Below are 22,077 nucleotides of genomic sequence, written 5' to 3' on the forward strand. Positions count from 1 at the left end.
CTGGCCGCGGCCCTCGGTCTGGGCGGTCTGCTCGGCCTCGGTCGTACCTCCGCAACACGACACGGCTACGGAAACGGCGTCGTTGGATGCGGTACCGGATGCTCCACCCCGAAGCCGGGCGCGAACACCGGCGCGGGTGCGGGTGCGGGTGCGAACGCAGGTGCGGGCGCGGGTGCCGGTGCGAACGCAGGCGCGGGTGTGGGTGCGGGCCGGAACTCCGGGCAGGCCGCCAAGCAGGGCACCGCCCCGAACACCGGGCAGAGCGGAGGCGCCGGCGCCTCCGCCGACGGGGCCGGGCGGGGGACGCTCAGCGTGGAGCAGGCCGAGGCCCGCGTGAAGCAGGCCCAGGCGGAGCTGACCGACGCCAAGGAGGAACTGGCGGGCGTGCGGATCGTCGCTCCCGCCGACGGCACCGTCATGTCCGTGGCCGGCACGGTCGGCGACAGCGCGGACACCGGGACGTTCCTCACCCTGGGAGACCTGGACGAGCTTCAGGTGGAGGCGCTGTTCACCGAGTCGGACATCGGCAGCCTGGAGCTGGGCCAGCAGGCGGCGATCACCCTGGCCACCCGGCAGGGGAAGCGGTACACGGGCACCGTGACCGGCATCGCCCCCACCGCGACCACCACGGACCGCCTGGTGAGGTACGGCGTCACGATCGCGTTCGACGAGCCCCCGGCGGACCTCATGGTGGGCCAGACCGCCTCGGTCACCGTGACCGTCGCCAAGTCGGCGGAGGCTCTCTACGTCCCGGCCCAGGCGGTGAGGACCAGTGCGGGGGTCTCCCGGGTCACCGTGCAGGGCGGCGTCGAGCGGGTCGTGGAGACGGGCGTCCGGGGCGACCAGTACGTCGAGATCACCTCAGGGCTGGCCGAGAACGACCGGGTGGTACTGCCCGGCGGCGCGGCCGGCGGGGAGTTCCCCGACAGCAGCTGGCCGGAGGCCGGCACCGGCGCCCGCTGAGCCCGGACGACCACCGCCGGCACGAGAGCCGGGGTGGGGCCGCCACACCCCGGCCCCACCCCGAACGGACAGGCGACACCAGGCAGGACACCCCCGAACAGACGGCGTCGTACCGGACGGGAGGTCAGCCGGACTCGGGAGCGAGGGGAAGAAGCACCCGGAACGTCGCGCCCTTGCCGAGTTCCGAGTCCACTGCGACGCTGCCGCCGTGGGCCTCGACCATCGCGGCCACGATGGCCAGGCCGAGCCCGCTCCCGCCGTCCTCGGGGGCGCGGCGCCCCCGGGCGGAGTCGACCCGGTAGAACCGCTCGAAAACGCGTTCGCGCTGCTCGGAGGTGAGGCCGGGCCCCTCGTCCGCGACCTCGATGACGGCCATCCCGTCATCGGCGGAGAGCGCCACCCGCACGGGGGTCCGCTCGGGAGTGTGGGTGAGCGCGTTGGTCATGAGGTTGCCCACGACCTGGCGGAGCCGTACCTCGTCGCCGGAGACGATGAGCGCGGAACCGTCCACCGAGAGCGTGACCTCGCGCTCAGGGGCGAGGATGCGGGCGTCGTGGACGGCGTCGGCGGCGATGGCGAGCAGGTCGACCGGGCGCATGACCAGCGGCCGTTGCTGGTCCATCCGGGCGAGCATCAGCAGGTCGTCGACGAGCAGGCCCATCCTGACCGCCTCGGACTCGACCCGGCGCATCAGCGGCGCGGCGTCGATTCCCGGCCCCTGCCGGTAGAACTCGGCGAACCCCCGGATCGAGGTCAGCGGCGTGCGGAGCTCGTGCGAGGCGTCCGCCACGAACCTTCGCATGCGCTCCTCCGACCTGCGAGCCGAGGACTCCGACTCCGAACGGGCCCGAAAGGCGGTCTCGATCTGGGCGAGCATGCCGTTGAGCGACCGGCCGAGGCGGCCCACCTCGGTGCGCGGGTCGGCATCGGGGACCCGGCGGCTCAGGTCTCCGGCGGCGATGGCCTCGGCGGTGCGCTCGATCTCCTCCAGCGGGCGCAGGCTCCTGCGGATGATCAAAATCCCGGCCCCGGCGAGCATCAGCATCAGACCGCCGCCGCCGAGGAGTTCCACCAGCGCCAGCTGGCCGACGATCTGCCGGACCTCGGCCATGTCAACGGCGACGACGAGATTTCCACCGCCGCTCAGCGGGACCGAGCGAGCTCGCCAGCCGCCGCTGTCGAACGGCCGGTTGTCCTGGCCCTGAGGCACCGACGGCCCCGGCTTGCCCTCCACGTCGGCGCCGCTGTAGGCGTCGAAGGTCCTGCCGTCGGAGCCGTGGAGCTCCAACCTCGCGTCGGGCGACAGCGGCTTGCCGATCGGCATGACTCCCCGGTTCATCCGGCGCAGCGCGGTGTCGACCATCATGTCGATCTGGGTGTCGACGCGGTCGATCAGGTAACCACGCATGATCGAGACACTGCCGATCCCGATGAGGGTGAGCGCGATCGTCAGCAGGGCCAGGATGACGGCGATCAGCTTCACCCGCAGCGGGGTCGCGTTGAGCATCACGGCGTCGGCGGCAGGCGCAACACGTATCCGACACCGCGCAGCGTGTGGATCAGCCGCGGGTCCGTGTTGTCGATCTTGCGACGGAGCACGGAGACGTAGGACTCCACGATGCCGACATCGCCCCGGAAGTCGTAGTCCCACACGTGGTCGAGAATCTGGGCCTTGGACAGCACCCGCCCCGCGTTCGCCATGAAGTAGCGGAGCAGTTTGAACTCCGTGGGTGACAGTGCCACCGCCTTGCCCTTGCGCCACACCTCGTGGCTCTCCTCGTCGAGTTCGATGTCCGCGAAGTTGAGCCGGGGCTGGCGGGGGGCGAGGTCGCCGGAGCCGGTACGGCGCAGCACCGCCCTGATCCGGGCCACGACCTCCTCCAGGCTGAACGGCTTGGTCACGTAGTCGTCCCCGCCCAGGGTCAGCCCCCGGATCTTGTCCTCGGTGGCGTCGCGCGCGGTGAGGAAGACCACGGGGGTGTCGCTGCCACCACCGCGCAGACGCCGTACGACGTCGAAGCCGTCCATGTCCGGGAGCATCACGTCAAGCACGATGAGATCGGGCCGGTGCCGCTGGACGGCGGCGACGGCGTCCGTGCCGTTGCCCGCCGTGTTGACGCCGAACCCGGCGAACCTCAGGCTCGCGGCCAGAAGCTCAAGGATGTTCGGCTCGTCCTCGACGATCAGCAGACGTGCCTCAGGTGAGTCGGTCACTGGTCTATTTTCACCGGCCCACATGAGAAAGCAGTTAACTGGTCAGCACAGAGGCTAACCCCACAATATGTCTGGCAATGGCCAGGCTGGAGGTTGCCGCCGGTGAGGGGGCGTTGCGCACGAGGGCGACGCGGCCGTGCACGTCGATCGCGAAGTCGTCCAGCATGCCGCCGGAGGCGTCCACGGCCTGTGCGCGAACGCCGCCGGTGGTCCTGACGAGGTCGGCGGCGGTCAGGGCCGGGACGTAGCGGCGCGCGGCCTTCAGAAACGACCTCCTGCCCATCGAACCGGTCACCTCCCTGATCCCGGTCCGCCAGTGCCGGGCGGCCAGCCGCCGGGTGCCACGCCAGGCCAGAATCCGGCCCAGCTCCGCCAGGTCGACGTCCCGCCAGGAGTAGCCCTCCAGCGCCAACGCCATGACCGCGTTGGGGCCGACCAGCACCTCGCCGTCGATCCTGCGGGTCAGGTGCACGCCGAGGAACGGGTAGCGGGGGTCGGGAACCGGGTAGACGAGCCCTCGGACCAGGTCCTTCGCCGCGCCGGCCAGCGCGTAGTACTCACCGCGGAAAGGGACGATCCGCACGTCCCCGGCGGCCTTGACCATCCGTGCGACGGTGTCGGTACCGAGCCCGGCACAGACGATCAGCCGGTCGAAGCTCAGCGTCCGCTCCCCCGCCAGGACCTTCACCCCGCTCGCGGTCTCCCGTACCGCGCGCACCGGATGTGAGAGCAGCACCGATCCGCCGTTCTCCTCCACATCCGCGGCCAGACGCCTGGCGACGGCGGGGAAGTCGGCGATCGCGGTGCGCGGGGAGTGCACGGCACCCGTGCCGACGGTGTGCGGCTCGACCTCCCGCAGGGCCAGCGCGTCCAGCTCGGCGATGCCGGGAACCCCGTTCGCACGGGCCCGCTCGGCGATCCGTCGCAGCTCGGGCCGCTCGGCCGCGGTCGAGGCGACGACGAGCTTGCCGACCTCGTCGTAGGGGATGCGGTGCTCGGCGCAGTACTGCCGCAGCAGTGCCACACCCTCACGGCAGAGCGTGGCCTTGAGCGAGCCGGGCCGGTAGTAGATCCCGGCGTGAACGACGCCGCTGTTGTGCCCGGTCTGGTGGGCTCCGACGCGGTCCTCCTTGTCCAGCACCGTCACCCTGGCCCCGCGGGTCAGCGCCGCCTCCCTGGCCACGGCCAACCCGACGATCCCCGCACCCACGACCCCGACGTCCATCGTCGACTCCTGACTGTGAGGTGGTCACCGCCGCCACCCCTGTCGCGCTGGAGGGATCGCGTTACCGCGTGACACTACCCGCCAGCCTGCCGACCTTGTCCAGACCAAGGTGCCCTTCCTGCGCCAGCCAGCGCAGCGAGTCGGTGACGGTCTCCTGGACCGGCCGCAGCCCCACGCCGAGCGCCTCAAGGGTCGGGGTGTCGTACGCGCGGACCATCGTGACCATCATCTCGACGGCGTCCCTGGTCAGCGGGTAGTCGATCTCCTTGATCAGTTTCATCGCGTCGACCACGGCCGCCGCGCCGCGCAGCACCGAGCGGTGGACCCGGAACCTCCGGCAGCGGTTCCCGGTCACCTCGTCGCAGACGTCGGCGAGCTGCGCCCAGGTGAGGTAGTGCCCGCCCAGCATGAACCGGCGAGGTCCCCGTCCCGGTTCGAGGCAGCGGGCGAGTATGAGAGCCAGATCCCGTACGTCGACGACGCCGACGCCACCGGCGGTGATCGGCCATCCCTGTTCCAGCCCCGCGCGCAGCCCGTCCATCAGCGCGTCCAGCGCGGGCTGGCACGGTCCGGCGACCGCCGCCGGGTAGACGATCGTGACCGGCATCCCCTGTTCCTGGAGCCGCCTGGCGTAGTGCTCGGCGGAGATCTTGCTTCTGCCGTACTCGTTCCTCGGCGTGGAAAGCGGACTCTCGGTCGTGATCACCGGGCCGGTCGGGGGCACGAAGACGCCGATGCTCGAGATGTGCACGACCGGGTCGAGACCGAGTTCGACGGCCTGCCCGAGGACGTTCTTCGCTCCGGTCACATTCGTACCGGCCAGGTCGCCGACACGGCCGATGACCCCGATTTCCGCGGCGGCGTGAATGACCGCGTCACACTGTTCGAGCCCGTCCCGCACGGCCGCCGTGTCGCGGATATCGGCCCTGTGCAGGGGAACCGGATCCGTCACCCCGACACCGGCCAGCACTTCGCGCGTTTTCTCTGGATTGCGTATGAGAAGAAGCGGCTCGTGCCCGTCGGCGAGAAGCGCGGCGACCGCATGCGAGCCGACGAAACCTGATGCCCCGGTTACCAGAACGCGCATCTTCGAAAGTTAGCGGCAATCCTCACTGGAAGAGAAGGGATAACCCCTCTGGTTCTTAACCATCATTGCCTATTGCCGGAAATCCATCCGGGACGGTTGAGGAATACCCGAATATGTCGGGGCAATAAATCTGGATGCGGTCATTCATCTTCGGCATGGAGTCACGTTCCGGACCGGTCGGCGGCACGGGAGACGAGCGCTGGTCCTCGTAGCCGTTACGCACATGTCTCCCGCCCGTCGCCCACCCCGGCGGTCCGGCGGGGTATACCTTGATCAGGTCGGACGACAGCCGAAACCGACAGTTTCACCGGGTGGAAATGCGAGGCGATGAGCAGAGAACTCTCCATCGGCGTCGACCACCACGAGCGTGCCGGCTGCACCGTGATCAGCGTCGCGGGCGATATCGACCGCAACTCCAGCGAACTACTCAGGGAGACCATCGAGCGGCTGGTCTCCGAATACCGCCCCCGGATCGTCATCGACGCCCAGAAGATCACTTTCTGCGACTCCACCGGGCTGCGGGTGCTTCTCAGCGGCGTGCGCATGACCTCGGAGGCGGGCGGCTGGTTGCGGCTGGCGGAGGTGTCGGACGTCCTGGAACGTCTTCTGCAGATAACCGGGCTGCACGCCTGGTTTCCCATCGACGCCGACGTGGCGGCCTCCCTGTCCCATACCTCCCCCCACCACCCACAACTTCCCGACTGAACCAGCCGAGACGGCCCGATCACCTCTCAGCAGACGTTGCGGACGATCAAACGCCCACCCCCGCAACTTCCCGACCGAACCAGCCGAGACGGCCCGATCATCTCTCAGCGGGTGTTACGGGCGATCAGGGTGATGGTGCCCGTGGCGCCCGCGGCGATGGCCAGCCAGAGAAGCACGGCCGAGGTCGGCACCCCCGCGTCCTCGCCGGTGTCGTCCTGTTCGGCCTTCGCCCCGGCGACCGGCGTGGGGGCCAGTTTGGGATCCGGCGTGAGAGCCGGTGTGGGAGCCGCCCGCCGCAGGGCGGTCGTGGGTTCCGGAGCCGCCTCACGGAGAACCTCCTCGGGCAGCGGCACCTGGTAGACCGGGCTGCGCTTCCCCTCGCTACCGGTCAGCAGGTACCTGCCGTCACGCGTGTAGGTGATCGATTCGGCCTGCTCCAGCTGCGGCATCGTCACCCGGGTGATCTGTTCGCCGGGAGCACGGTAGACCGTGGCGGAGAAGTAGGTCCGGATCACGAAGCTCGACCCGTCGGGGGCGTAGGCGGCGTCGGTGGCCATGATGGGCGCCGGGCCGACCTTGCGGAGCACGTTGACCCTGTCGGTGCGCAGCCGTTTCGGTGCCTCGTAGACAGCGCCGGCGAACTGCTTGGTCACGATGTAGAGGCGCCCGGTGCGGGGGTTCACCATGATGCCCTCCGCGTTGTGCCCGCCGTCCTCGTAGCGGAAGCGGTAGCGCACGGCGGGGACGACGGCGTCGCTCAGCACCGTGGGCTCCGCGACCTTGTATACCGAGACATCAGGCCAGGCCCCGTCGAAGTTATCGCCGATGTCCGCGAACCAGAGCACCCCCCGGCCGGTCTTCTGGTCGATGGAGGCGGCCATGCCCTCCCAGTCGCGGGCCTCCGCCCCCCGCAGGGTGAAGGTCGCGCGGGTCTGACCGTTGGGACCGACCGCGTAGAAGACCGGCCCGGCGCCGCTGTCGTTGTGCGTGTAGTAGACGTCCTCGTGGGTCGGCGAGACCGCCAGCCCGCTCGACTCGCTGATCCGGCTGTCCTTGAAACGGAAGAGGATCCGCTCCTCACCGTCCGCCGGCACCCCCTGCCCCGTGCGCTGACCCGCGTCGGCCCATGCCGCCCGCCCATCGCCCACCGATGCGCTCTGCCCCGTGAAGGCCATGGCCGCGGTCAGGCCGACCACCGCGAACGCGCGAACCAAGACTTCCCCCGGCTTACTCAGCATCCAGCCATCATGCCCCGGCGGGACCGGCGGGCATCACAGACGCGACGGGGCCGGCCGACACGGATTTCCCCGCTGATCCTCTCGCCTGGAGTGCACTCCAGGTATTTAGTGTGGGGCGCATGGAATACACGCAGCTTGGCCGTACCGGCCTGAAGGTCAGCCGCCTCTGCCTGGGCACGATGAACTTCGGCCCCTTGACCTCGGAGGAAGACTCCTTCGCGATCATGGACCACGCCCATGAGCTGGGGATCAACTTCTTCGACACGGCCAACGTGTACGGCTGGAAGAAGGGCGAGGGCATCACCGAGAAGATCATCGGCCGATGGTTCGCCAAGGGAGGCGAGCGCCGCGAGAAGACGGTGATCGCCACGAAGCTCTACGGTGACATGGGGGACTGGCCCAATGAGGGTCGGCTGTCCGCGCTCAACATCCGGCGCGCCGCCGACGCGTCGCTGAAGCGGATGCAGACCGACTACATCGATCTCTACCAGGCACACCACATCGACCGGAACACCCCGTTCGAGGAGTTCTGGGAGGCCATGGACATCCTCAAGCAGCAGGGCAAGATCCTGTATGTGGGGTCGTCCAACTTCGCGGGCTGGCACATCGCCAAGGCCCAGGAGAGCGCGCGGCGGCGCAACACTCTCGGCCTGGTCTCCGAGCAGTCCCACTACAACCTGATCGTCCGCGCCCCCGAGCTTGAGGTCATCCCGGCGGCCGAGGACTATGGCCTGGGTCTGATCCCGTGGAGCCCGCTCGCGGGCGGCCTGCTCGGCGGCATCCTCAAGAAGATCGACAAGGGCCGGTCGGCCTCGGAGCAGATCACCGCCCAGTTGGAGAAGCACCGCGACAAGATCGAGCGCTACGAGGCGTTCGCGGACGAGCTCGGTGTGGACCCGGCCAACCTCGCGCTGGCCTGGCTGCTCCACCAGCAGGTCGTCACCGCGCCGATCATCGGGCCGCGCACGCTCGACCAGCTCGACGGCACCACCAAGGCGCTGGAGATCGCGCTGGACGAGAAGGCCCTGACCCGCCTGGACGAGATCTTCCCCGGCTTCAAGACGGCGCCGGAGGAGTACGCCTGGTAGGCGGTGCCCGAAACGGTGACCCCCCGCGCGGTCGCCGGGCCAAGCCGCCGGTGGGCGGCCAGAGCCCCTGTCCCGCGGATCTCGCCGTGGCCAGGCTCGGTCAGCGGGCCTCTCGTGAGGCGTGGAGGGAGCCGCGGTGACCGACGACGCGACGAGGCCCCGCCTGACCGCAGTGGGCAGCAGATCCAAGGGACACCGGCTAGCCGGATGCCGAATCGCCTGCCCGGCCGGGCGGCTCAGCGGGGCAGGGCAGCGAACCCCTCCTCGATCTCGGCGAGGACGGACTCGTTTTCGGGCAGCAGGGCCAGGGCCTGCCGCACGGTGGTGTCCTGTGCCTCGGTCCCGGTGCCGTGCTTCAGGTGGTCGGCGAGTTCGGGCACCCGCCGGACCAGCGCCCCGGTGAGGATCGCGAGCGCGCCCGGCCGGTCGGAGACCTCGCCGAGGGTGCTGTCCAGCGTCAGCGGGGCAAGGTCCGCACGCCGGTCGTGCTCGACGGTCCAGCGGTGGCGGCCCGAGCCGACGGTGAGCCGTTCGCCGCCCGGCAGGGTGACCTCGGCGGTGGTGTTGGCCGGGACGACGGCCTCGACGGTGATCTGACCGTCCTCGATCCGCCAGGCGGAGGCGGCCGTGCCGTACGGGGTGCGGAGCCGGGCGCTCGCGTGGCTCAGGCCGCCGCCCGGACGGGGCCGTATGGCCAGCGTGCGGTAGCCGGGTTCGGCCGGGGCCGGCCCGGCGAGCGTGCGGTGCAGCCAGTCGGCGACCGCGCCCAGGGCGTAGTGGTTGAAGGACGTCATGCCACCGAGGTTGACCGTGCCGTCGGGCAGCAGGCTGTCCCAGCGCTCCCAGATCGTGGTGGCCCCCATGGTCACGGGATGAGGAGGACCCACGGGTGCGGTGGGCCGGCGAGGTCCCGGAGACCGGAGGCCGGGTTCGACGAGTCGGGATGCCGAGGGTGCCGGGGTCAGCCGGTCACTTCTCCGCCTCCAGCAAAGGGTCGAAGAGCCGGCCGATGGTCGTGAGGGTGCGGGCGTCCAGCGACTTCACCGGCATGCCCATCTGCCGGGCCATCGGCTCGCGGAGCATGAGGTAACCGAACAGCAGGCTCACCCACACGGCGAGCAGTGCCTGCACGTCGACGTCGTCGTGCCAGACGCCGGCCTCCTGCTCGGCCCGGAGGATCTCCATCACCTCCTCGTAGTACGGGATCGGATGGAGCTGCTCGTCGCGGTCGAGGGCCAGCAGCATCACGATCTCGGCGAGGCGTGACTCGCTCGCCAGTGTCCTGAAGCTGCGCGCGCCCCGGTGCATCGGATTGACCGCGGACTGGTCGCCCGCCTTCTTGGCGAGTTCGACCATCTCGTGGTCCAGTGCCGAGCGCACCAGGGTGCGCCTGCTGCCGAAGTAGTGGTGGATCAGCCCGCGGTTGACGCCCGCCTCGTCGGCCACGTCCTGCAGGCTCAGCCCGGTCAGGACACCGTCGCGGTCGAGCAGGCGCAGGGCGGCCTGGCGCAGGGCCGCCTCGGTGACCGCCCGATCCGGCCGTCGCCTGCGCCGGGACCGGGCCGCCGCGCCGCCGCCGTCGGTGCCGTCTGTCTGAGCCTCTTCCGTACTGGGGGTCGCGCCCTCGGGCGCTGACGATGCGTCTGCCACGACCAGAGTTTAGCGGATCGCCAATCGGATGGCCCGCCGTGCCTCGGTCCCGGGAGTTCGAGGCGAGGCACGGGCCGGACCTCGGCGCGCGGGGAAGCGGCCGCCGATCTTCGCGATCACCGGCCTGGCCGCGCCCACGATCGTGACCAGCAAGCCGGTGCCCGCGCATCGGGCGGGCCCCCGGGCCCCGCCGTGGTCCGGTGCGGACGCCGGACCATGTCGCGAGCCAGGCGAAACGCCGGTCGGTGGAGCGGCGGGCCGTCACCGCTGCCCGGTCGTGCCCGGCCCGGTCGTCTTGGTGACCCGCGTGCCGTCGGCGAGTTCGGCCTCGATCTGGGCCAGGAACGCCAGGCGGTCGCCGAAGCAGCCGGCATGGCGGGAGAAGCCGTTCTGGCCCCGGAACCACCCGTCCGACAGCACCGCGCCGATCACGTTGTGGCCCTCCTGGAGCAGGTGGGTCACGTCGTAGGTCTGCACGTGCAGGTTGGTGTGGTAGGCCGTGCTGCCGGGGGTGAGCTCCGCGTCTCCGGCGCGTACGCCGTTGACGAACAGCTCGTAGATCCCGTGCGCGGTCGCGTAGGCGCGGGCACGGGCGGCGGGGGCGGCGAGCACGAACTCCCGGCGCAGCAGATACCCGGGGCGCGATCCCGGCGCGGCGATCTCCTCCTCCACCGGGCTGATCCAGGCAGCCGACCAGTCGGTGGCCCGCAACAGGCCCGTCTCCCAGTGCGCCGCCGCCGACCACGGGCTCTCCCCGAGGTCGGTCCACACCTTGACCTGCCAGGACGTGTGCTCCCCGGAAACCGGCGCCGGTCCGCCGTAGGGCACGAGGACGCTGCGCCCGGACTCGACCCGCCCGGAGTCGAAGCGATCGGTCCTGATCCGCTGCACCCGCTGCACCCGCGCGCCGAGGGGGAGCCACCAGGACAGGCGCGGCGCCCGGCAGGTGATGCCGAAGGCCTCCTCCAGGTGCTCGACCCGCAGCCGGGTCGGTGCCGCCGTCACGCGACACCCCCGGACGGGTTGAGCACGATCTTGGTGACGCCGTCGCGGCGGGCGGCGAACATCTCGTACGCCCCGGGCCCCTCCGACAGCGGCAGGCGGTGCGAGACGACCACCGAGGGGTCGAAGCGCCCGGACGCGATGAGCTGGAACAACCCCATCGTGTCCGCACCATTCGCCAGGCCGATGTGGAAGTCGATGGACAGCATCTGGGCCCGCCGCATCGGATAGGCGTAGCGGCGTGACGGCGACAGCCCGATCACCGACACCGTGCCGCGCAGGCCCACGACCCGCAGTGCCAGATCGATCGAGTCGTCGACCCCCGCCGTGTCGACCACGGACGGCATGCCCCGGGTAACGCGGGCGAGGATCTCCTCCACCGCGCAGGCGGGGTCGAACGCCTCCGCGCCCAGTCGCTGCGCCCTGGCCCGCCGGTCGGCCACCGGGTCCACCGCCAGCACCCGGGACGCGCCCTGCAGCCAGGCCGCCTGCACGGCCACCAGGCCGGATGTGCAGGTCACTGCCGCAGATGCCGGCGTGGGTGACCCGGACGACGGCTCCGGCCCGGTTGTACGGCGTGGGATCGGGCACCGTCTCGTAGCGCAGGTCCTCGGGGCCGTGGTAGACGAGCGCCTTCATGACCGCCGGGCTCCTTCCGTGGTCACCTCGCCGCGGCCCGCTCCGGCGGGGGAACCGGCGAGTTCGGCGAACAGGGCACGGGCGGTGCGCAGGTCGGCCTTGCCGTTCGCCGCCCTCGGCATGGTCTCCACGACGTGCACCTCCTTGGGCACCTTGAAGCCCGCCAGCCGTTTCCTGGTCCAGTCCGTGACGTCGTCGCCGGAGACGGCCGGGCCGGTACGGGAGGAGACCAGCGCCACCACGCGCTGGCCGAGCCGGTCGTCGGGCACCCCGAAGACGAGGCAGTCCTCGATGGCGGGGTGGAGCTTGACGGTCTCCTCGACCTCTTCGGCGTAGACCTTCTCGCCCGCGGTGTTGATGCAGCCGGAGCCGCGGCCGAGCAGGGACACGGTCCCGTCGGCCTCGACCTGTGCCCAGTCGCCGGGAACGGAGTAGCGGACACCGTCGACCACCTTCACCAGGCGCGCCGTACGCTCCTCGTCCTTGTAGTAGCCGATGGGCACGTTGCCCGCGCCGCTCACCGCCAGCATGCCCTGCTCGCCGGAGCCCGGCACCACCTCCCGCCAGTCCGGGGTGAAGACCTTCGTGTCGGGTGTCGGCAGGAAGCGCGCGGTGCCCGGTGACTGGTCGCGCGTGGACACCGCCGAGCCGCCCGGCCCCTCGGTGGCGCCCATCATGTCGCCGATCGCGGCGCCCGCCGGGAGCCGTTCGACCAGGGACTGCCTGACGCCGGCGCTGAGCATCGCCCCGGAGGAGAGGACGAGCTGCACCGATGAGGCGTCGTAGGGCCGGCCGGCGGCCTGCGCCGACTCCAGCGCGCGCAGCATGGGCCGGGCGAACGCGTCACCGACGATGACGATCCCGTTGGCGGCCTCCCGCCCGACGGTCGTCCACAGCTCGTCGGCGTCGAAGCCGCGGCCGGGCAGCAGCACGACCCGCCCTCCGACCATTTGCGGCACGAGAACGCCGAGCCACATGCCCGTGCCGTGCATCAGCGGGCAGGCGGGGACGAACCGGGGGAGCGTCCCCTGCTCGGCCAGCGCGGCGGCGGTCGCCACGGCCCAGGCGGGGTCGTCCACGTCCGGCTGCCCGAGGAGCCCCGCCGCGTTGGCGATCCAGCGCCGGGTGAACTCCCCCATGGGGAACATGACGCCCTTGGGCATGCCGGTCGTGCCGCCGGTGTAGAGCATGTAGACGTCGTCGGGGTCGCGGTTGATCCGGGGGGCGGGCTGGTGCGCGGACACGAGTTGCTCGTAGGGCACCCCGACGTCCCCCTCGGTGGCGTCTCCGTCGTCGCCGACCCGGATCCACAGCCGGACCTGGGGAAGCCGGTCCCGGACCCGTCCGATCGGGCCGGCGAGCGCGGCGTCGAAGACCACCGCCTCGGCGTCGGCGTTGTCGAGCAGGTACCACAGCTCGTCGTCGAGATACCGGTAGTTGACGTTGACCGGCACCGCCCGGATCTTGAACGCGGCGAACTGCGCCTCCAGGTACTCCGGCGTGTTGAACAGGTACAGGCCCACCTTGGAGCCGGGGCGAAGGCCGGACTCCACCAGGGCCGAGGCAAGCCGCGCCGCCCGCTCCTCGTACCCGGCCCAGGTGATCGCGCGGTCCCCGTGGCTGACCGCGACATGGTCGCCGATGGCGTCAGCCGTGGCCTCCCAGATGCTGGCGAAATGGGCTTCGGTTGGCATCGACTCCCCTAAAGTCCGACTTTATTAGCGATACGCTAACCATATGGTCCGGTGCGGGTCAAGGAGTGTCTGTGCCCGGGTAGTCCGCCGCGGGCCGGGAAACGATGACGGGAGCGGGGGAGGGGCGCCGACCGAGGCCGAGGCGGACGTCAGGACGGGTGCCGGGGACGGCGCCGACGACCTGGTGGCCGCCCGTCAGGGGCCCGCCACCGGAGGGCCGCCGGGCGCGTTCGGCCTGGCCGGGCGGCTGCACCGGGGCACGCTCGCGGGCTTCGCGATCGGTTTCGGCCTGCTGGGCGCCCTGCACGGCGCCTCGTCATCGGGGGTGCCGCTGCTGGGGTTGACCATGCCGGCCGTCACCCTGACCACGGCGCCGCCGTGACCTGATGCCCTCTGCCTGAATCCGCATGAGCGCTTCAGTGGACCACGGCCCATACTCGGCGGACAGGTCCCGCCACGGGCTGCCGGTGCGAAACCGCCGCATCACGGCGTTGAACCGCTGCCGCAGGTCCGGGATCGGGCCTCGCTCCCCCAGGGGCAGGTGAGGCTCGATCAAGGACCATTCCTCGCCGGTGAGGTCTCCACGCGCCATGGCGATGGCCTACCAGGCAGGCGAATCCCCTGATCTCAACTCCATACAGACCCTAGGACACGAGTGCGCCGATCACCACGAGGAGCACGAGAAGCACGAGCACCGTGGGCAGCAGCCAGCGACGGGGACGATCCACGCCCTGGAGCCTAGCCCTGCCCACGAGGTGCCCGTGCCGCCAGGTCCCATTCTTCAACCGTTTCGTAGCGGACCCTGGCTCCGAGGTTGCTCCGTATCAGGTGCACCGTCTCCAGTTCCCACTCGGTGCCGGAGAACGGCCCGAACGCCTCGACCAGGGGACCGATGTCCGTCTCGGGGCGGCATCTGGCCAGGCTCAGATGCGGTGTGAACCTCCGGTGCTCCGCCTGTCCGGCTCCGGCGCGGCGCGCCCCGGCCGCCACGGAATCGGCCAGGCGGCCCAGCCGGGGGAGGTCACCGCACAGCCCGGTCCAGAAGACCCGAGCCCTGCCCGCTGAGGGAAACGCGCCGGCGCCGGCGAAGGACAGCGTCATCGGAGCGTGCCGCGCGGCCGCCCTGGCGAGGCGCGTCCGCAGCTCGGGCAGTACCCGGTCGGGCACCTCCCCCAGGAACGCCAGCGTCACGTGCCAGTTCTCCGCGTCCAGCCAGCGCAGCCCCGGCCATCGCACCAGGTGAGGTGCGAGGGCGCGGACGAGCTCATCCCGCGCCGGCGCCGGCGGCGGTAATCCCACGAACAGCCGCATGCGACCTCCTGCTGATCAGCCTTGTCAGCATTGTCGCCGCAGCGGCACCGATCAGGGTGAGCACCCCGCCGATCACGACTCCGGTACGCACCCCGCCCAGCTCGGAGATCCAGCCGAGCAGCGGCGCGCCGAGGGGGGCTCCCCCGGTGAACACGAGCACGTAGATCCCCATCACCCGGCCGCGCATCTCCGGTGAGGTGGCCAGCTGCACGCTGGCATTGGCCGCGGTGTTCACCGAGATCAGCGCGATGCCGGCGGGCACGAGCAGGATCAGGTAGAGCGGATACCAGGGCGCCAGGCCGCTGGCGATCTGGAACAGGCCGAACGTGACGGCGCCGGCGACCAGCAGGCGCCTGCTCGGCTTGACCCGCCGCGCCGCCACGAGGGCACCCGCCAGCGCTCCGACCGCGAACATGCTGGAGGCGACCCCGAACGAGGAGGCACCGGCCCCGAAGATCTCACGCGCCATCAGCGCTATCGACATCGAGAACGACTGCGTGAACATCGAGACGAAGGCGATCAGCAGGATCGGCATGAGCAGCTCAGGCCGCGCCATCACGTAGCGCAGGCCCTCGCGGAGCTGGCCCTTCCCCCTGGGCACCGGTTCCGGGGTGGTCAGCTGGGAGGTGCGCATCAGCAGCAGCCCACTGAGCACCGCGGCGAACGACACCGCGTTGATCAGGAAGATCGGACCGGTACCGCCCAGTGCGTGGATCAGGACACCGGCGACGGCCGGGCCGACCACGCGGGCCAGGTTGAAGCTCGACGAGTTCAGCGCGATCGCGTTGGACAGGTCCTTGCGGCCGACCATCTCGACGACGAACGCCTGCCGGGTCGGCACCTCGACACAGGCGATGAGGCCGAGCGTGAAGGCCATCACGTAGACCTGCCAGACCTGGGCCGAGCCGGTCACGGTGAGCACACCCATGGTGAGCGCGAGCAGGCCCATCAGCGACTGGCAGACGATCAGCAGCGACCGCTTGGGGTAGCGGTCGGCGAGCATGCCGCCCCAGAGGCCGAACAGCAGCAGCGGCAGGAACTGCAGCGCGACGGTCAGGCCCAGCGCGGCGGCGCTGCCCTTCGTCAGGTCGAGCACCAGCCAGTCCTGCGCGGTGCGCTGCATCCAGGTGCCGACGTTGGAGACCACGCCTCCGGCCGCGAACAGCCGGTAGTTGTAGACGCGGAGCGACCGGAACATCCCGTCCCGCGTCTCGGGCACGGCCTGGGCCGATCCACTCTCGGTGGCCTGGAGCTCGTTCACGGTGGCGGTCATCACGGCCCGCCGCCGCATCCGCGCCCTCAGTCCGAGCCTTCTCCTGGACTTTCCGCCTGGCACGGCGGACGCCCCGGCGTCACGCGGGACCGCCGGGGCCCCGGGTTCCTCGGGGTCGGCTAGATCCGGCTGAGCTTCTCCAGTATCGGGGCCGCCTGCCTGAGCGTCGCCCTCTCCTCGGGTGTCAGCTCCTTCAGCTGCCGCGTCAGCCACGCCTCCTTGAGACGGCGCTCCTCCTTCAGCAGTGCCGAACCCTGGTCGGTCACGCTCACGGTCACCTGGCGCCGGTCGGTCGGGTGCGGTGTACGCGACACCAGCCCCCGCTCGACCAGCACGGCGATCACGCGGGTCATCGAGGGCGGTTGCACCTTCTCTAGATCGGCCAATTCTCCGGGGGTTATCCCGGAATGCCGTTCCACGGCGGCGAGGGTCGCGAGCTGGGTGGGCGTCAGCGAGTGCACCGCGGCCTGCCTGCGCAGGCGCCTGTTCAGTCGTGCCAGAGACACGCGCAGGGCCGAAGCCAGACCGGCGTCGCTTCGCAGGATCGCGACGTGATCCTTCTTGGGGTGATTCGTTAGCATAAGTCATTACCTTTGCTAACTATATACGACTGCACGTGATTCCCTCCAGGGGGTTTACTTCTCGACGCGGGCCGTACGGCACGCCGGACGGCCAGGGCTCGCCAATCTTGGCGTGAAGCAGTCGCCCTTGACACGCGAAAGCCGCCATGGTGGCCGACAAAATCGAGCACCACGACGGCTTCCGCACCACTGCTCAGCCCAGGTCGAGCAGGGCCTTGATCGGGCCGAGGGCGAAGTAGACGGCGAACAGCGCAGCGACGATCCACATCAGCGTGTGCAGTTCGCGGGCCTTGCCCTTGATCAGCTTGATCAGCACGAAGGTGACGAAGCCCGCGCCGATACCGGTGGCGATCGAGTAGGTGAACGGCATCAGGACGATCGTGAGGAACGCCGGGATGGCGATCTCGTAGTCGGTGAAGTCGATCTCCCGGATCGAGGTCATCATCAGGAAGCCGACCACGACCAGGGCGGGGGCGGCGGCCTCGTAGGGGACGACGGCGACGAGCGGTGAGAAGAAGATCGCCAGCAGGAACAGGGCACCGGTGACGACGCTGGCGAGGCCGGTGCGCGCGCCCTCGCCGACACCCGCGGCCGACTCGATGTAGGTCGTGTTGGAGGAGACGGAGGCCGCACCTCCGGCCGCCGCGCCGATCGAGTCGACGAGAAGGATCTCCCGGGTCCTGGGCAGGGTGCCGTCCTCCTTGACCAGCCCGGCCTGTCCGCCGACGCCCACGATCGTGCCCATGGTGTCGAAGAAGTCGGTGATCAGCAGGGTGAAGATGAGCAGCAGGGCCACGATGACCGAGACCGAGCCGAAGGCGCCGATCGGGTCGAACTCCGCGAACAGCACCAGCGGGTTGTGGAACCCGAAGATCTCCTTGGGCATTTCCGGAACGACGAGCTGCCAGCCCGCCGGGTTGGGGTCCTGTCCCGGCACCGTCGCGGCGCCGACCTTGGTGACGGCCTGGACGATGATCGCGAGAACCGTCGTGGCGATGATGCCGATCAGGATGGCGCCCTTCGTCTTGCGCGCCACCAGCACCACCATCAGCAGCAGGCCGACCACGAAGACGAAGATCGGCCAGCTGGCCAGCGAACCCGCGATGCCGAGCTCCAGAGGCGGTCCTGCGGCCACCCGGCGGACGAAGCCCGAGTCCACGAAACCGATCAGGGCGATGAACAGGCCGATGCCGACGCTGATCGCGGTCTTGAGCTGGGGTGGGATGGCGTTGAACACGGCGGTGCGGAACCCGGTCAGCACCAGGATCCCGATGATCACGCCCTCCAGGAACACCAGGCCCATCGCCGACTCCCAGGACATCTGCGAGGCGATGCCGAAGGTGACGAAGGCGTTCAGGCCGAGGCCCGCGGCCATCGCGAAGGGGACCTTGCCGATGACCCCCATCAGGATGCTGAGCACTCCCGCCACAAAGGCGGTACCGGCCGCGACGAGCGGGACGTTGGGCACACTTCCGTCGCCGATGAACTGGCCCTCGACGTCCGGGACGGTAGCGATGATCAGAGGGTTGAGCACGACGATGTAGGCCATCGTGAAGAACGTGGCGAACCCACCACGCACCTCCCGACCCACGGAGGAGCCCCGGTCGGAGATGTGGAAGAAACGGTCAAGTCCACTTATTTGGGAGGTTTTACTATCTTTCACTCACGCAGAGTGACAGCGAGTGCCTCTTTCGGGAAGACCCGGTTGCCGATGGTGATGGTTTCGAGATGGATTCGCGCCTTCACGTAATCCGTTTTGCGAACAGTGAGACACCGTCGCCTAGTCTGGAGCGCGTGAACCAGCCACGACGTCCGGATCTGCAACCGTTGAAGACCAACGACACGCTCACGATCCTCACGGGTACGGGTCTGTGGGCCGTCGCCCTGGTCGTCCTCCTGGTCGTGCAGCCGGACCCCGAGCACCGCTGGTGGATCTGGATGTGCGTGTCGGGCATCTGCGGCGGCCTTTTCGGCCTCTGGTTCGTACGCCGCCGCGACCGCCGCCCCCCGCCCCCGTCCGAGGGTCCGATCGAGCCCACCACGGCGATCCTCTGAGCCGCTCTACCGGTCCCCGTGCCGGCCACGCCCGCGCCGATTCCGGCAGCGTGCCCGGAACCGGTGCGAGCGTGACCTGACGAAGGTCGGCGGACGTGTCACCCGGCGCGCGCCCGAGACGATCGTCCAGGTCGAGCCCCTAGGTCGAGGCGGTCCAGCTGTCCAGGTCGGCCTCGGCGAGCAGCAGCGGCACCGCCGCGGGATCGCGCAGCAGCGCCGCCACCGCGAGCCGGTCGCCCCACTGGCCGGACGCCCAGGCGAGCCCGCGCGCCAGCCCCTCCACATCCGAGGCGTGCACCGTGCCCTCGAAGAACCGCCAGGCCGCGGGGACACCGTCCACCAGCAGCCGCTCGTGCGCCACGTAGCTCGCGGGCGCGGTCGGCAGCAGCGACCGTACAGCGGGCGGGACGTCGCGGACCTCGCCCGAGGACGTCACCTCCCCAGCCGCCTCCTCACCGGCCAGCGGCAGGTCGAGCAGCTCGGAGAGCGCCTCCGCCAGGTCGAACGGGGCCAGGATCAACGGCCGTCCCGCGACGAGCGGCAGCAGGTCTGGCGCCTCGACCACGACCGGCTCGCCCGCGCCCTCGTTCCCCGAACCGGCGTCGGCGGACACCGGCCGGCCGTCAGCGGCGTCGACGACGACGATCTCGTCACCCAGGACCGCGCGGACGGCGCGCGGGGGCGCGACGCGGGCGGGGTCGACGGCGGCGAGGGCCACCCACAGGGAGCGGAGCTGCGCCCGGTCGACCTCCACGGAGGGGTCGCCCAGCAGATCGAGCAGCTCGTCCGGGCCTCCGTGGGAGGCGAGCAGGTCGGCCAGCGTGCTCCGGACGCCGATCATCGCCAGCGCGGCCTCGTCGACATCCGCCGGGGCGTCCCCGTACAGGCCGAACAGCAGCGGGTCACCCGCCGGGAGCCGCAGCTGCGTGGGGCGCCTGCCGCCGAGCACCGGGTGTGTGGAGAGCCACCACGCGGTGTAGGACGGGACCTCCACGACCTCCCCCGACACCAGGACCCGCAGCGGGTGCAGTACCGAGCGGAGCGGCGGGCGGGACAGCAGAGCGAGGGCGGCGGGCCAGTCGGCGACGTACTCCAGGTCCCGGACCGCGGAGAACTCCCGGGCGACCGGCGGCACGTTCATCTCGGGCAGCAGGTCGAGGACCGTCTCCAGCCACTCGTCCTCGCGGTCGAGGTCGTGGTCGCACTCGTCCGGGTCGATCATGACGTCGTGATCGTTGACCACGGCGAAGCCGTCGAGCACCCCGACCGCGGCGAGTACCCTCCGGCCGTACCGCTCGACCAGCTCGGGCGCGGCGGTGCCGAAGTGCGTCTCCGCGTCGAGCAGCCCGGCCAGTGCCCCGTCGGCGAGGAGCAGCTCGCCCGCCGGGTACAGCTCACCGTCGGCGCCGCGCAACGCCAGCTCGGCCAGCCAGGGCGCGTCGCCCGCGGTCAGCCCCGCGGCGTCGACCAGCGCGAGCACCGCCTGGGCCACCGGCTCCGGGGCGGGGCTTTCCAGCGACTCCGAGACGGCGGAGCGGGTCAGCGGATCCTCCAGGACCGTGCGGGGCGTCGCCTCACCCGCGCCGAGCCTGAGCAGGAGGGGGTGGGCCGCGTCCGGGTGCACCACGCGCAGCCCGAGCGGGGCGAGGACCGCCGGATCCAGCGCGGAGCCGTCGGTCAGCAGCAGCGTGCCGCGCGGCCCCCTGACCAGGCGGCCGTCGGCGAGCGGCACCGGCAGCGCGCCGAGCGCCTCCGGGTCGTCGGCGGGCAACACCTCGTACAGCGACCGCCACCAGGCCGGATCCCTGTCCTTGACGGCGTCGCCGGAGAGCATGTCCACGATGTCGGAGAGCTGCACCCGCCTGACGCCGAGCGCGTTGATCGCCGGATGCCGTGACGGCCACCCCGCGGGCAGCAGCCCACCGATCATCGGAGCGACCCTCTCCAGCAGCTCGGCCGTGGCCGTGACCACGGACGCCTGCCGCCCCGAGATGACCAGGTCCGTGCCGACCGCGGGCGGAGCCCAGGCCGCGCCGGCGCTCTCCGCGAGGTCGTCGGGAAGCAGGGGCGAGGCTCCGGCCTCGGAACCCTGGTCGGCCGGCAGGGAGAGCGCGGGGAGCAGCGGGGCGTCTGGGAGCCTGCGCAGGATCGCCCGGCGGATGCTCGCGTCAAGCTCGCCCTTGCCCATCAGGCCGGGGACGAGGTCGAGGAGCCGGGGCGTCCGCGGCAGGCCGGTGAGCAGTTCCAGGTAGGTGTCCGCGGCGCGCTCGACCAGGAAGTCGGCCAGCGGGCCCGGTGCGACGTGCCGCCGGTCGGTGGCCATCGGGAACGAGGCGATCAACAGCACGGGCAGGTCAAGCGGCTCGTCACTCGGCGTGGGCGCGTGCACCACGGGCGGCACCGGCGCGGGCAGCGGCCGGGGCTCCCCGGTCGCCTCGCTCACGGGTACGGCCCAGCGGACCAGCCAGTGCGGCCGGGAGCGCTCCTCGGTCGGGCGGTCGGCGAAGAGCTCGGCCATCTGCTCGGGGGTGAACCGCCCGGAGGCCGAGACGACCTTCCAGCCCTCCGCGGTGACGATCCTCGTCTCCCCGTCCAGGTCGACCTCGATCACCTCCAGAGCGGGCAGGCCCAGCAGCAGAGCCGGGCTGGTCTCCCGCAACATCGCTCTGACCGCGTCCTCGGCCGCCCTGTCCCGGAGCGGCAGCCGCACGAGCGTGTCGAACCCGGCGGGGATCTCGACCGGGCCGGCGGGGAAGGGCAGGCGCAGCAGCGGGACGTGCCCTCCGCGCTCGGCGAGCTCCTTGGCCAGCTCGGGCTCGGCGGCCACCAGGGCGGCGGTCTGGTCGCGGGACCAGCGGACGACCCCTGAGCCGAGCGAGCCGATCACCGGTTCGTCACAGACCGACACCACGGCCGCGAACCCGACGCCGAACCGGCCGGCCGCGTGGGCGTCGCCGCGCTTGGCGGAGACGCGCAGCGTGGACAGCGCCTCGATCCCGTGAGCGTCGATGGGAGCGCCGATGTTGGCCGCCGACAGCACACCCTCGCGCAGCGAGAGACGTAGCCTTCCCGGTACCCCGGCGCGGAGCGCGGCGTCCGCGGCGTTCTGGGCGAGCTCGACGATCAGCCGGTCACGGTAGCCGCCGAGCGCGAAGTCCTCCTCCGCGTTGGCGTCCTCGCGGAAACGCGCGGGCGACGCCTTCCAGGCGGCCAGGACGGTGGAGCGCAGTCGTTCGGTGCCGAAGATGTCAGTCAAGGCGATCTTCCAAAGGTCGGGGCCCGCGCGGCCAGGCGCCCCGGCCGGGACACCACGGGAGCGGCGCCCGAACGGCGACGGCCGGGCGGACCGCTG

21 protein-coding genes are annotated in these 22,077 nt (G+C 71.0%); 5 read left to right on the forward strand and 16 right to left on the reverse strand.

The window, feature by feature from the left end; genetic code table 11:
* Positions 1-963 (forward strand): efflux RND transporter periplasmic adaptor subunit (locus ABZ260_RS21285; RefSeq protein WP_355620204.1); only part of this gene is annotated, 963 nt, incomplete at its 5' end.
* A 124-nt stretch (positions 964-1,087) separates the two neighbouring features.
* On the opposite strand, the gene ABZ260_RS21290 is transcribed toward ABZ260_RS21285, so the two are convergent.
* The 4 genes from ABZ260_RS21290 to ABZ260_RS21305 form a co-directional block, all read right to left on the reverse strand.
* Complete coding sequence (locus ABZ260_RS21290; RefSeq protein ID WP_355620207.1) at positions 1,088-2,470, reverse strand: HAMP domain-containing sensor histidine kinase; 1,383 nt, start codon at positions 2,468-2,470, stop codon at positions 1,088-1,090.
* Positions 2,470-3,177 carry a response regulator transcription factor gene (locus tag ABZ260_RS21295; protein WP_355620210.1) on the reverse strand — a complete coding sequence of 236 codons (708 nt, stop codon included), beginning with the start codon at positions 3,175-3,177 and terminating at the stop codon, positions 2,470-2,472. The genes ABZ260_RS21290 and ABZ260_RS21295 overlap by 1 nt, the downstream gene beginning before the upstream one ends.
* Positions 3,178-3,211: 34 nt before the next feature.
* On the reverse strand, positions 3,212-4,402 hold the full coding sequence (lhgO, locus tag ABZ260_RS21300; RefSeq protein ID WP_355620213.1) for an L-2-hydroxyglutarate oxidase: 1,191 nt from the start codon (positions 4,400-4,402) through the stop codon (positions 3,212-3,214).
* A 61-nt stretch (positions 4,403-4,463) separates the two neighbouring features.
* A complete protein-coding gene (locus tag ABZ260_RS21305; RefSeq protein WP_355557709.1) occupies positions 4,464-5,489 on the reverse strand; it encodes an NAD-dependent epimerase/dehydratase family protein in 1,026 nt (341 codons plus the stop codon).
* A gap of 327 nt (positions 5,490-5,816) precedes the next feature.
* Here ABZ260_RS21305 and ABZ260_RS21310 point away from each other — a divergent pair, with 327 nt between their 5' ends.
* Positions 5,817-6,194: an STAS domain-containing protein gene (locus tag ABZ260_RS21310; RefSeq protein ID WP_355620216.1), complete on the forward strand. Its 378-nt coding sequence runs from the start codon at positions 5,817-5,819 to the stop codon at positions 6,192-6,194.
* Positions 6,195-6,298: 104 nt separating this feature from the next.
* Here ABZ260_RS21310 and ABZ260_RS21315 read toward each other — a convergent pair whose 3' ends face one another.
* A complete protein-coding gene (locus ABZ260_RS21315) occupies positions 6,299-7,432 on the reverse strand; it encodes a hypothetical protein (protein WP_355620219.1) in 1,134 nt (377 codons plus the stop codon).
* A gap of 119 nt (positions 7,433-7,551) precedes the next feature.
* On the opposite strand from ABZ260_RS21315, the gene ABZ260_RS21320 reads away from it, so the two are divergent.
* Positions 7,552-8,520 carry an aldo/keto reductase gene (locus ABZ260_RS21320; RefSeq protein ID WP_350915654.1) on the forward strand — a complete coding sequence of 323 codons (969 nt, stop codon included), beginning with the start codon at positions 7,552-7,554 and terminating at the stop codon, positions 8,518-8,520.
* A 236-nt stretch (positions 8,521-8,756) separates the two neighbouring features.
* Here ABZ260_RS21320 and ABZ260_RS21325 read toward each other — a convergent pair whose 3' ends face one another.
* The 5 genes from ABZ260_RS21325 to ABZ260_RS21345 all read right to left on the reverse strand — a co-directional run bounded on the left by ABZ260_RS21325 (position 8,757) and on the right by ABZ260_RS21345 (position 13,505).
* A complete protein-coding gene (locus tag ABZ260_RS21325) occupies positions 8,757-9,383 on the reverse strand; it encodes an alpha-L-rhamnosidase C-terminal domain-containing protein (protein WP_355620257.1) in 627 nt (208 codons plus the stop codon).
* A gap of 106 nt (positions 9,384-9,489) precedes the next feature.
* Entirely contained in the window at positions 9,490-10,170 is a 681-nt protein-coding gene (locus tag ABZ260_RS21330) for a TetR/AcrR family transcriptional regulator (protein ID WP_355620222.1), read from the reverse strand.
* A 261-nt stretch (positions 10,171-10,431) separates the two neighbouring features.
* A complete protein-coding gene (locus tag ABZ260_RS21335) occupies positions 10,432-11,175 on the reverse strand; it encodes an alpha-L-rhamnosidase N-terminal domain-containing protein (protein WP_355620225.1) in 744 nt (247 codons plus the stop codon).
* Positions 11,172-11,693 (reverse strand): zinc-binding dehydrogenase, encoded by a 522-nt coding sequence (locus tag ABZ260_RS21340; protein WP_355620228.1) that lies wholly within the window; start codon positions 11,691-11,693, stop codon positions 11,172-11,174. Before ABZ260_RS21340 ends, ABZ260_RS21335 begins: the two co-directional genes overlap by 4 nt.
* A 114-nt stretch (positions 11,694-11,807) precedes the next feature.
* The gene (locus ABZ260_RS21345; protein WP_355620231.1) at positions 11,808-13,505 is read right to left on the reverse strand and encodes an AMP-binding protein; all 1,698 of its coding nucleotides are present in this window, start codon (positions 13,503-13,505) and stop codon (positions 11,808-11,810) included.
* Positions 13,506-13,548: 43 nt separating this feature from the next.
* Between ABZ260_RS21345 and ABZ260_RS21350 the strand changes: the two genes are divergently transcribed.
* Positions 13,549-13,887: a hypothetical protein gene (locus ABZ260_RS21350; RefSeq protein WP_355620234.1), complete on the forward strand. Its 339-nt coding sequence runs from the start codon at positions 13,549-13,551 to the stop codon at positions 13,885-13,887.
* Here the strand turns inward: ABZ260_RS21350 and ABZ260_RS21355 are convergent.
* From ABZ260_RS21355 to ABZ260_RS21375, 5 genes are all read right to left on the reverse strand, one after another.
* Positions 13,822-14,097: a transposase gene (locus tag ABZ260_RS21355; protein WP_355620236.1), complete on the reverse strand. Its 276-nt coding sequence runs from the start codon at positions 14,095-14,097 to the stop codon at positions 13,822-13,824. The genes ABZ260_RS21350 and ABZ260_RS21355 overlap by 66 nt on opposite strands.
* 146 nt (positions 14,098-14,243) lie before the next feature.
* Complete coding sequence (gene thpR, locus ABZ260_RS21360) at positions 14,244-14,816, reverse strand: RNA 2',3'-cyclic phosphodiesterase (RefSeq protein WP_355620239.1); 573 nt, start codon at positions 14,814-14,816, stop codon at positions 14,244-14,246.
* Positions 14,770-16,089 (reverse strand): MFS transporter, encoded by a 1,320-nt coding sequence (locus ABZ260_RS21365; protein WP_355620245.1) that lies wholly within the window; start codon positions 16,087-16,089, stop codon positions 14,770-14,772. Before ABZ260_RS21365 ends, thpR begins: the two co-directional genes overlap by 47 nt.
* Before the next feature lie 119 nt (positions 16,090-16,208).
* Positions 16,209-16,670 (reverse strand): MarR family transcriptional regulator, encoded by a 462-nt coding sequence (locus ABZ260_RS21370; RefSeq protein ID WP_355557692.1) that lies wholly within the window; start codon positions 16,668-16,670, stop codon positions 16,209-16,211.
* A 193-nt stretch (positions 16,671-16,863) separates the two neighbouring features.
* On the reverse strand, positions 16,864-18,333 hold the full coding sequence (locus tag ABZ260_RS21375; protein ID WP_355620248.1) for an NCS2 family permease: 1,470 nt from the start codon (positions 18,331-18,333) through the stop codon (positions 16,864-16,866).
* A 131-nt stretch (positions 18,334-18,464) separates the two neighbouring features.
* Between ABZ260_RS21375 and ABZ260_RS21380 the strand changes: the two genes are divergently transcribed.
* Positions 18,465-18,725 carry a DUF2530 domain-containing protein gene (locus tag ABZ260_RS21380; protein ID WP_355620251.1) on the forward strand — a complete coding sequence of 87 codons (261 nt, stop codon included), beginning with the start codon at positions 18,465-18,467 and terminating at the stop codon, positions 18,723-18,725.
* Positions 18,726-18,864: 139 nt separating this feature from the next.
* On the opposite strand, the gene ABZ260_RS21385 is transcribed toward ABZ260_RS21380, so the two are convergent.
* The gene (locus ABZ260_RS21385) at positions 18,865-21,981 is read right to left on the reverse strand and encodes a hypothetical protein (RefSeq protein WP_355620254.1); all 3,117 of its coding nucleotides are present in this window, start codon (positions 21,979-21,981) and stop codon (positions 18,865-18,867) included.
* Positions 21,982-22,077 lie beyond the last annotated feature (96 nt).

This window comes from Streptosporangium sp. NPDC006013, from assembly GCF_040614275.1.
In the GTDB taxonomy this organism is placed as follows: Bacteria; Actinomycetota; Actinomycetes; order Streptosporangiales; family Streptosporangiaceae; genus Streptosporangium.

What these genes read in the sequence shown, in the direction of transcription:
- ABZ260_RS21345 (WP_355620231.1), bottom strand. Translation starts at nt 13,505, where the DNA reads ATGCCAACCGAAGCCCATTTCGCCAGCATCTGGGAGGCCACGGCTGAC.
- ABZ260_RS21315 (WP_355620219.1), bottom strand. Translation starts at nt 7,432, where the DNA reads ATGCTGAGTAAGCCGGGGGAAGTCTTGGTTCGCGCGTTCGCGGTGGTC.
- ABZ260_RS21290 (WP_355620207.1), bottom strand. Translation starts at nt 2,470, where the DNA reads ATGCTCAACGCGACCCCGCTGCGGGTGAAGCTGATCGCCGTCATCCTG.
- ABZ260_RS21320 (WP_350915654.1), top strand. Translation starts at nt 7,552, where the DNA reads ATGGAATACACGCAGCTTGGCCGTACCGGCCTGAAGGTCAGCCGCCTC.
- ABZ260_RS21355 (WP_355620236.1), bottom strand. Translation starts at nt 14,097, where the DNA reads ATGGCGCGTGGAGACCTCACCGGCGAGGAATGGTCCTTGATCGAGCCT.
- ABZ260_RS21310 (WP_355620216.1), top strand. Translation starts at nt 5,817, where the DNA reads ATGAGCAGAGAACTCTCCATCGGCGTCGACCACCACGAGCGTGCCGGC.
- ABZ260_RS21325 (WP_355620257.1), bottom strand. Translation starts at nt 9,383, where the DNA reads ATGGGGGCCACCACGATCTGGGAGCGCTGGGACAGCCTGCTGCCCGAC.
- lhgO (WP_355620213.1), bottom strand. Translation starts at nt 4,402, where the DNA reads ATGGACGTCGGGGTCGTGGGTGCGGGGATCGTCGGGTTGGCCGTGGCC.
- ABZ260_RS21370 (WP_355557692.1), bottom strand. Translation starts at nt 16,670, where the DNA reads ATGCTAACGAATCACCCCAAGAAGGATCACGTCGCGATCCTGCGAAGC.
- ABZ260_RS21350 (WP_355620234.1), top strand. Translation starts at nt 13,549, where the DNA reads ATGGTCCGGTGCGGGTCAAGGAGTGTCTGTGCCCGGGTAGTCCGCCGC.
- ABZ260_RS21305 (WP_355557709.1), bottom strand. Translation starts at nt 5,489, where the DNA reads ATGCGCGTTCTGGTAACCGGGGCATCAGGTTTCGTCGGCTCGCATGCG.
- thpR (WP_355620239.1), bottom strand. Translation starts at nt 14,816, where the DNA reads ATGCGGCTGTTCGTGGGATTACCGCCGCCGGCGCCGGCGCGGGATGAG.
- ABZ260_RS21365 (WP_355620245.1), bottom strand. Translation starts at nt 16,089, where the DNA reads ATGACCGCCACCGTGAACGAGCTCCAGGCCACCGAGAGTGGATCGGCC.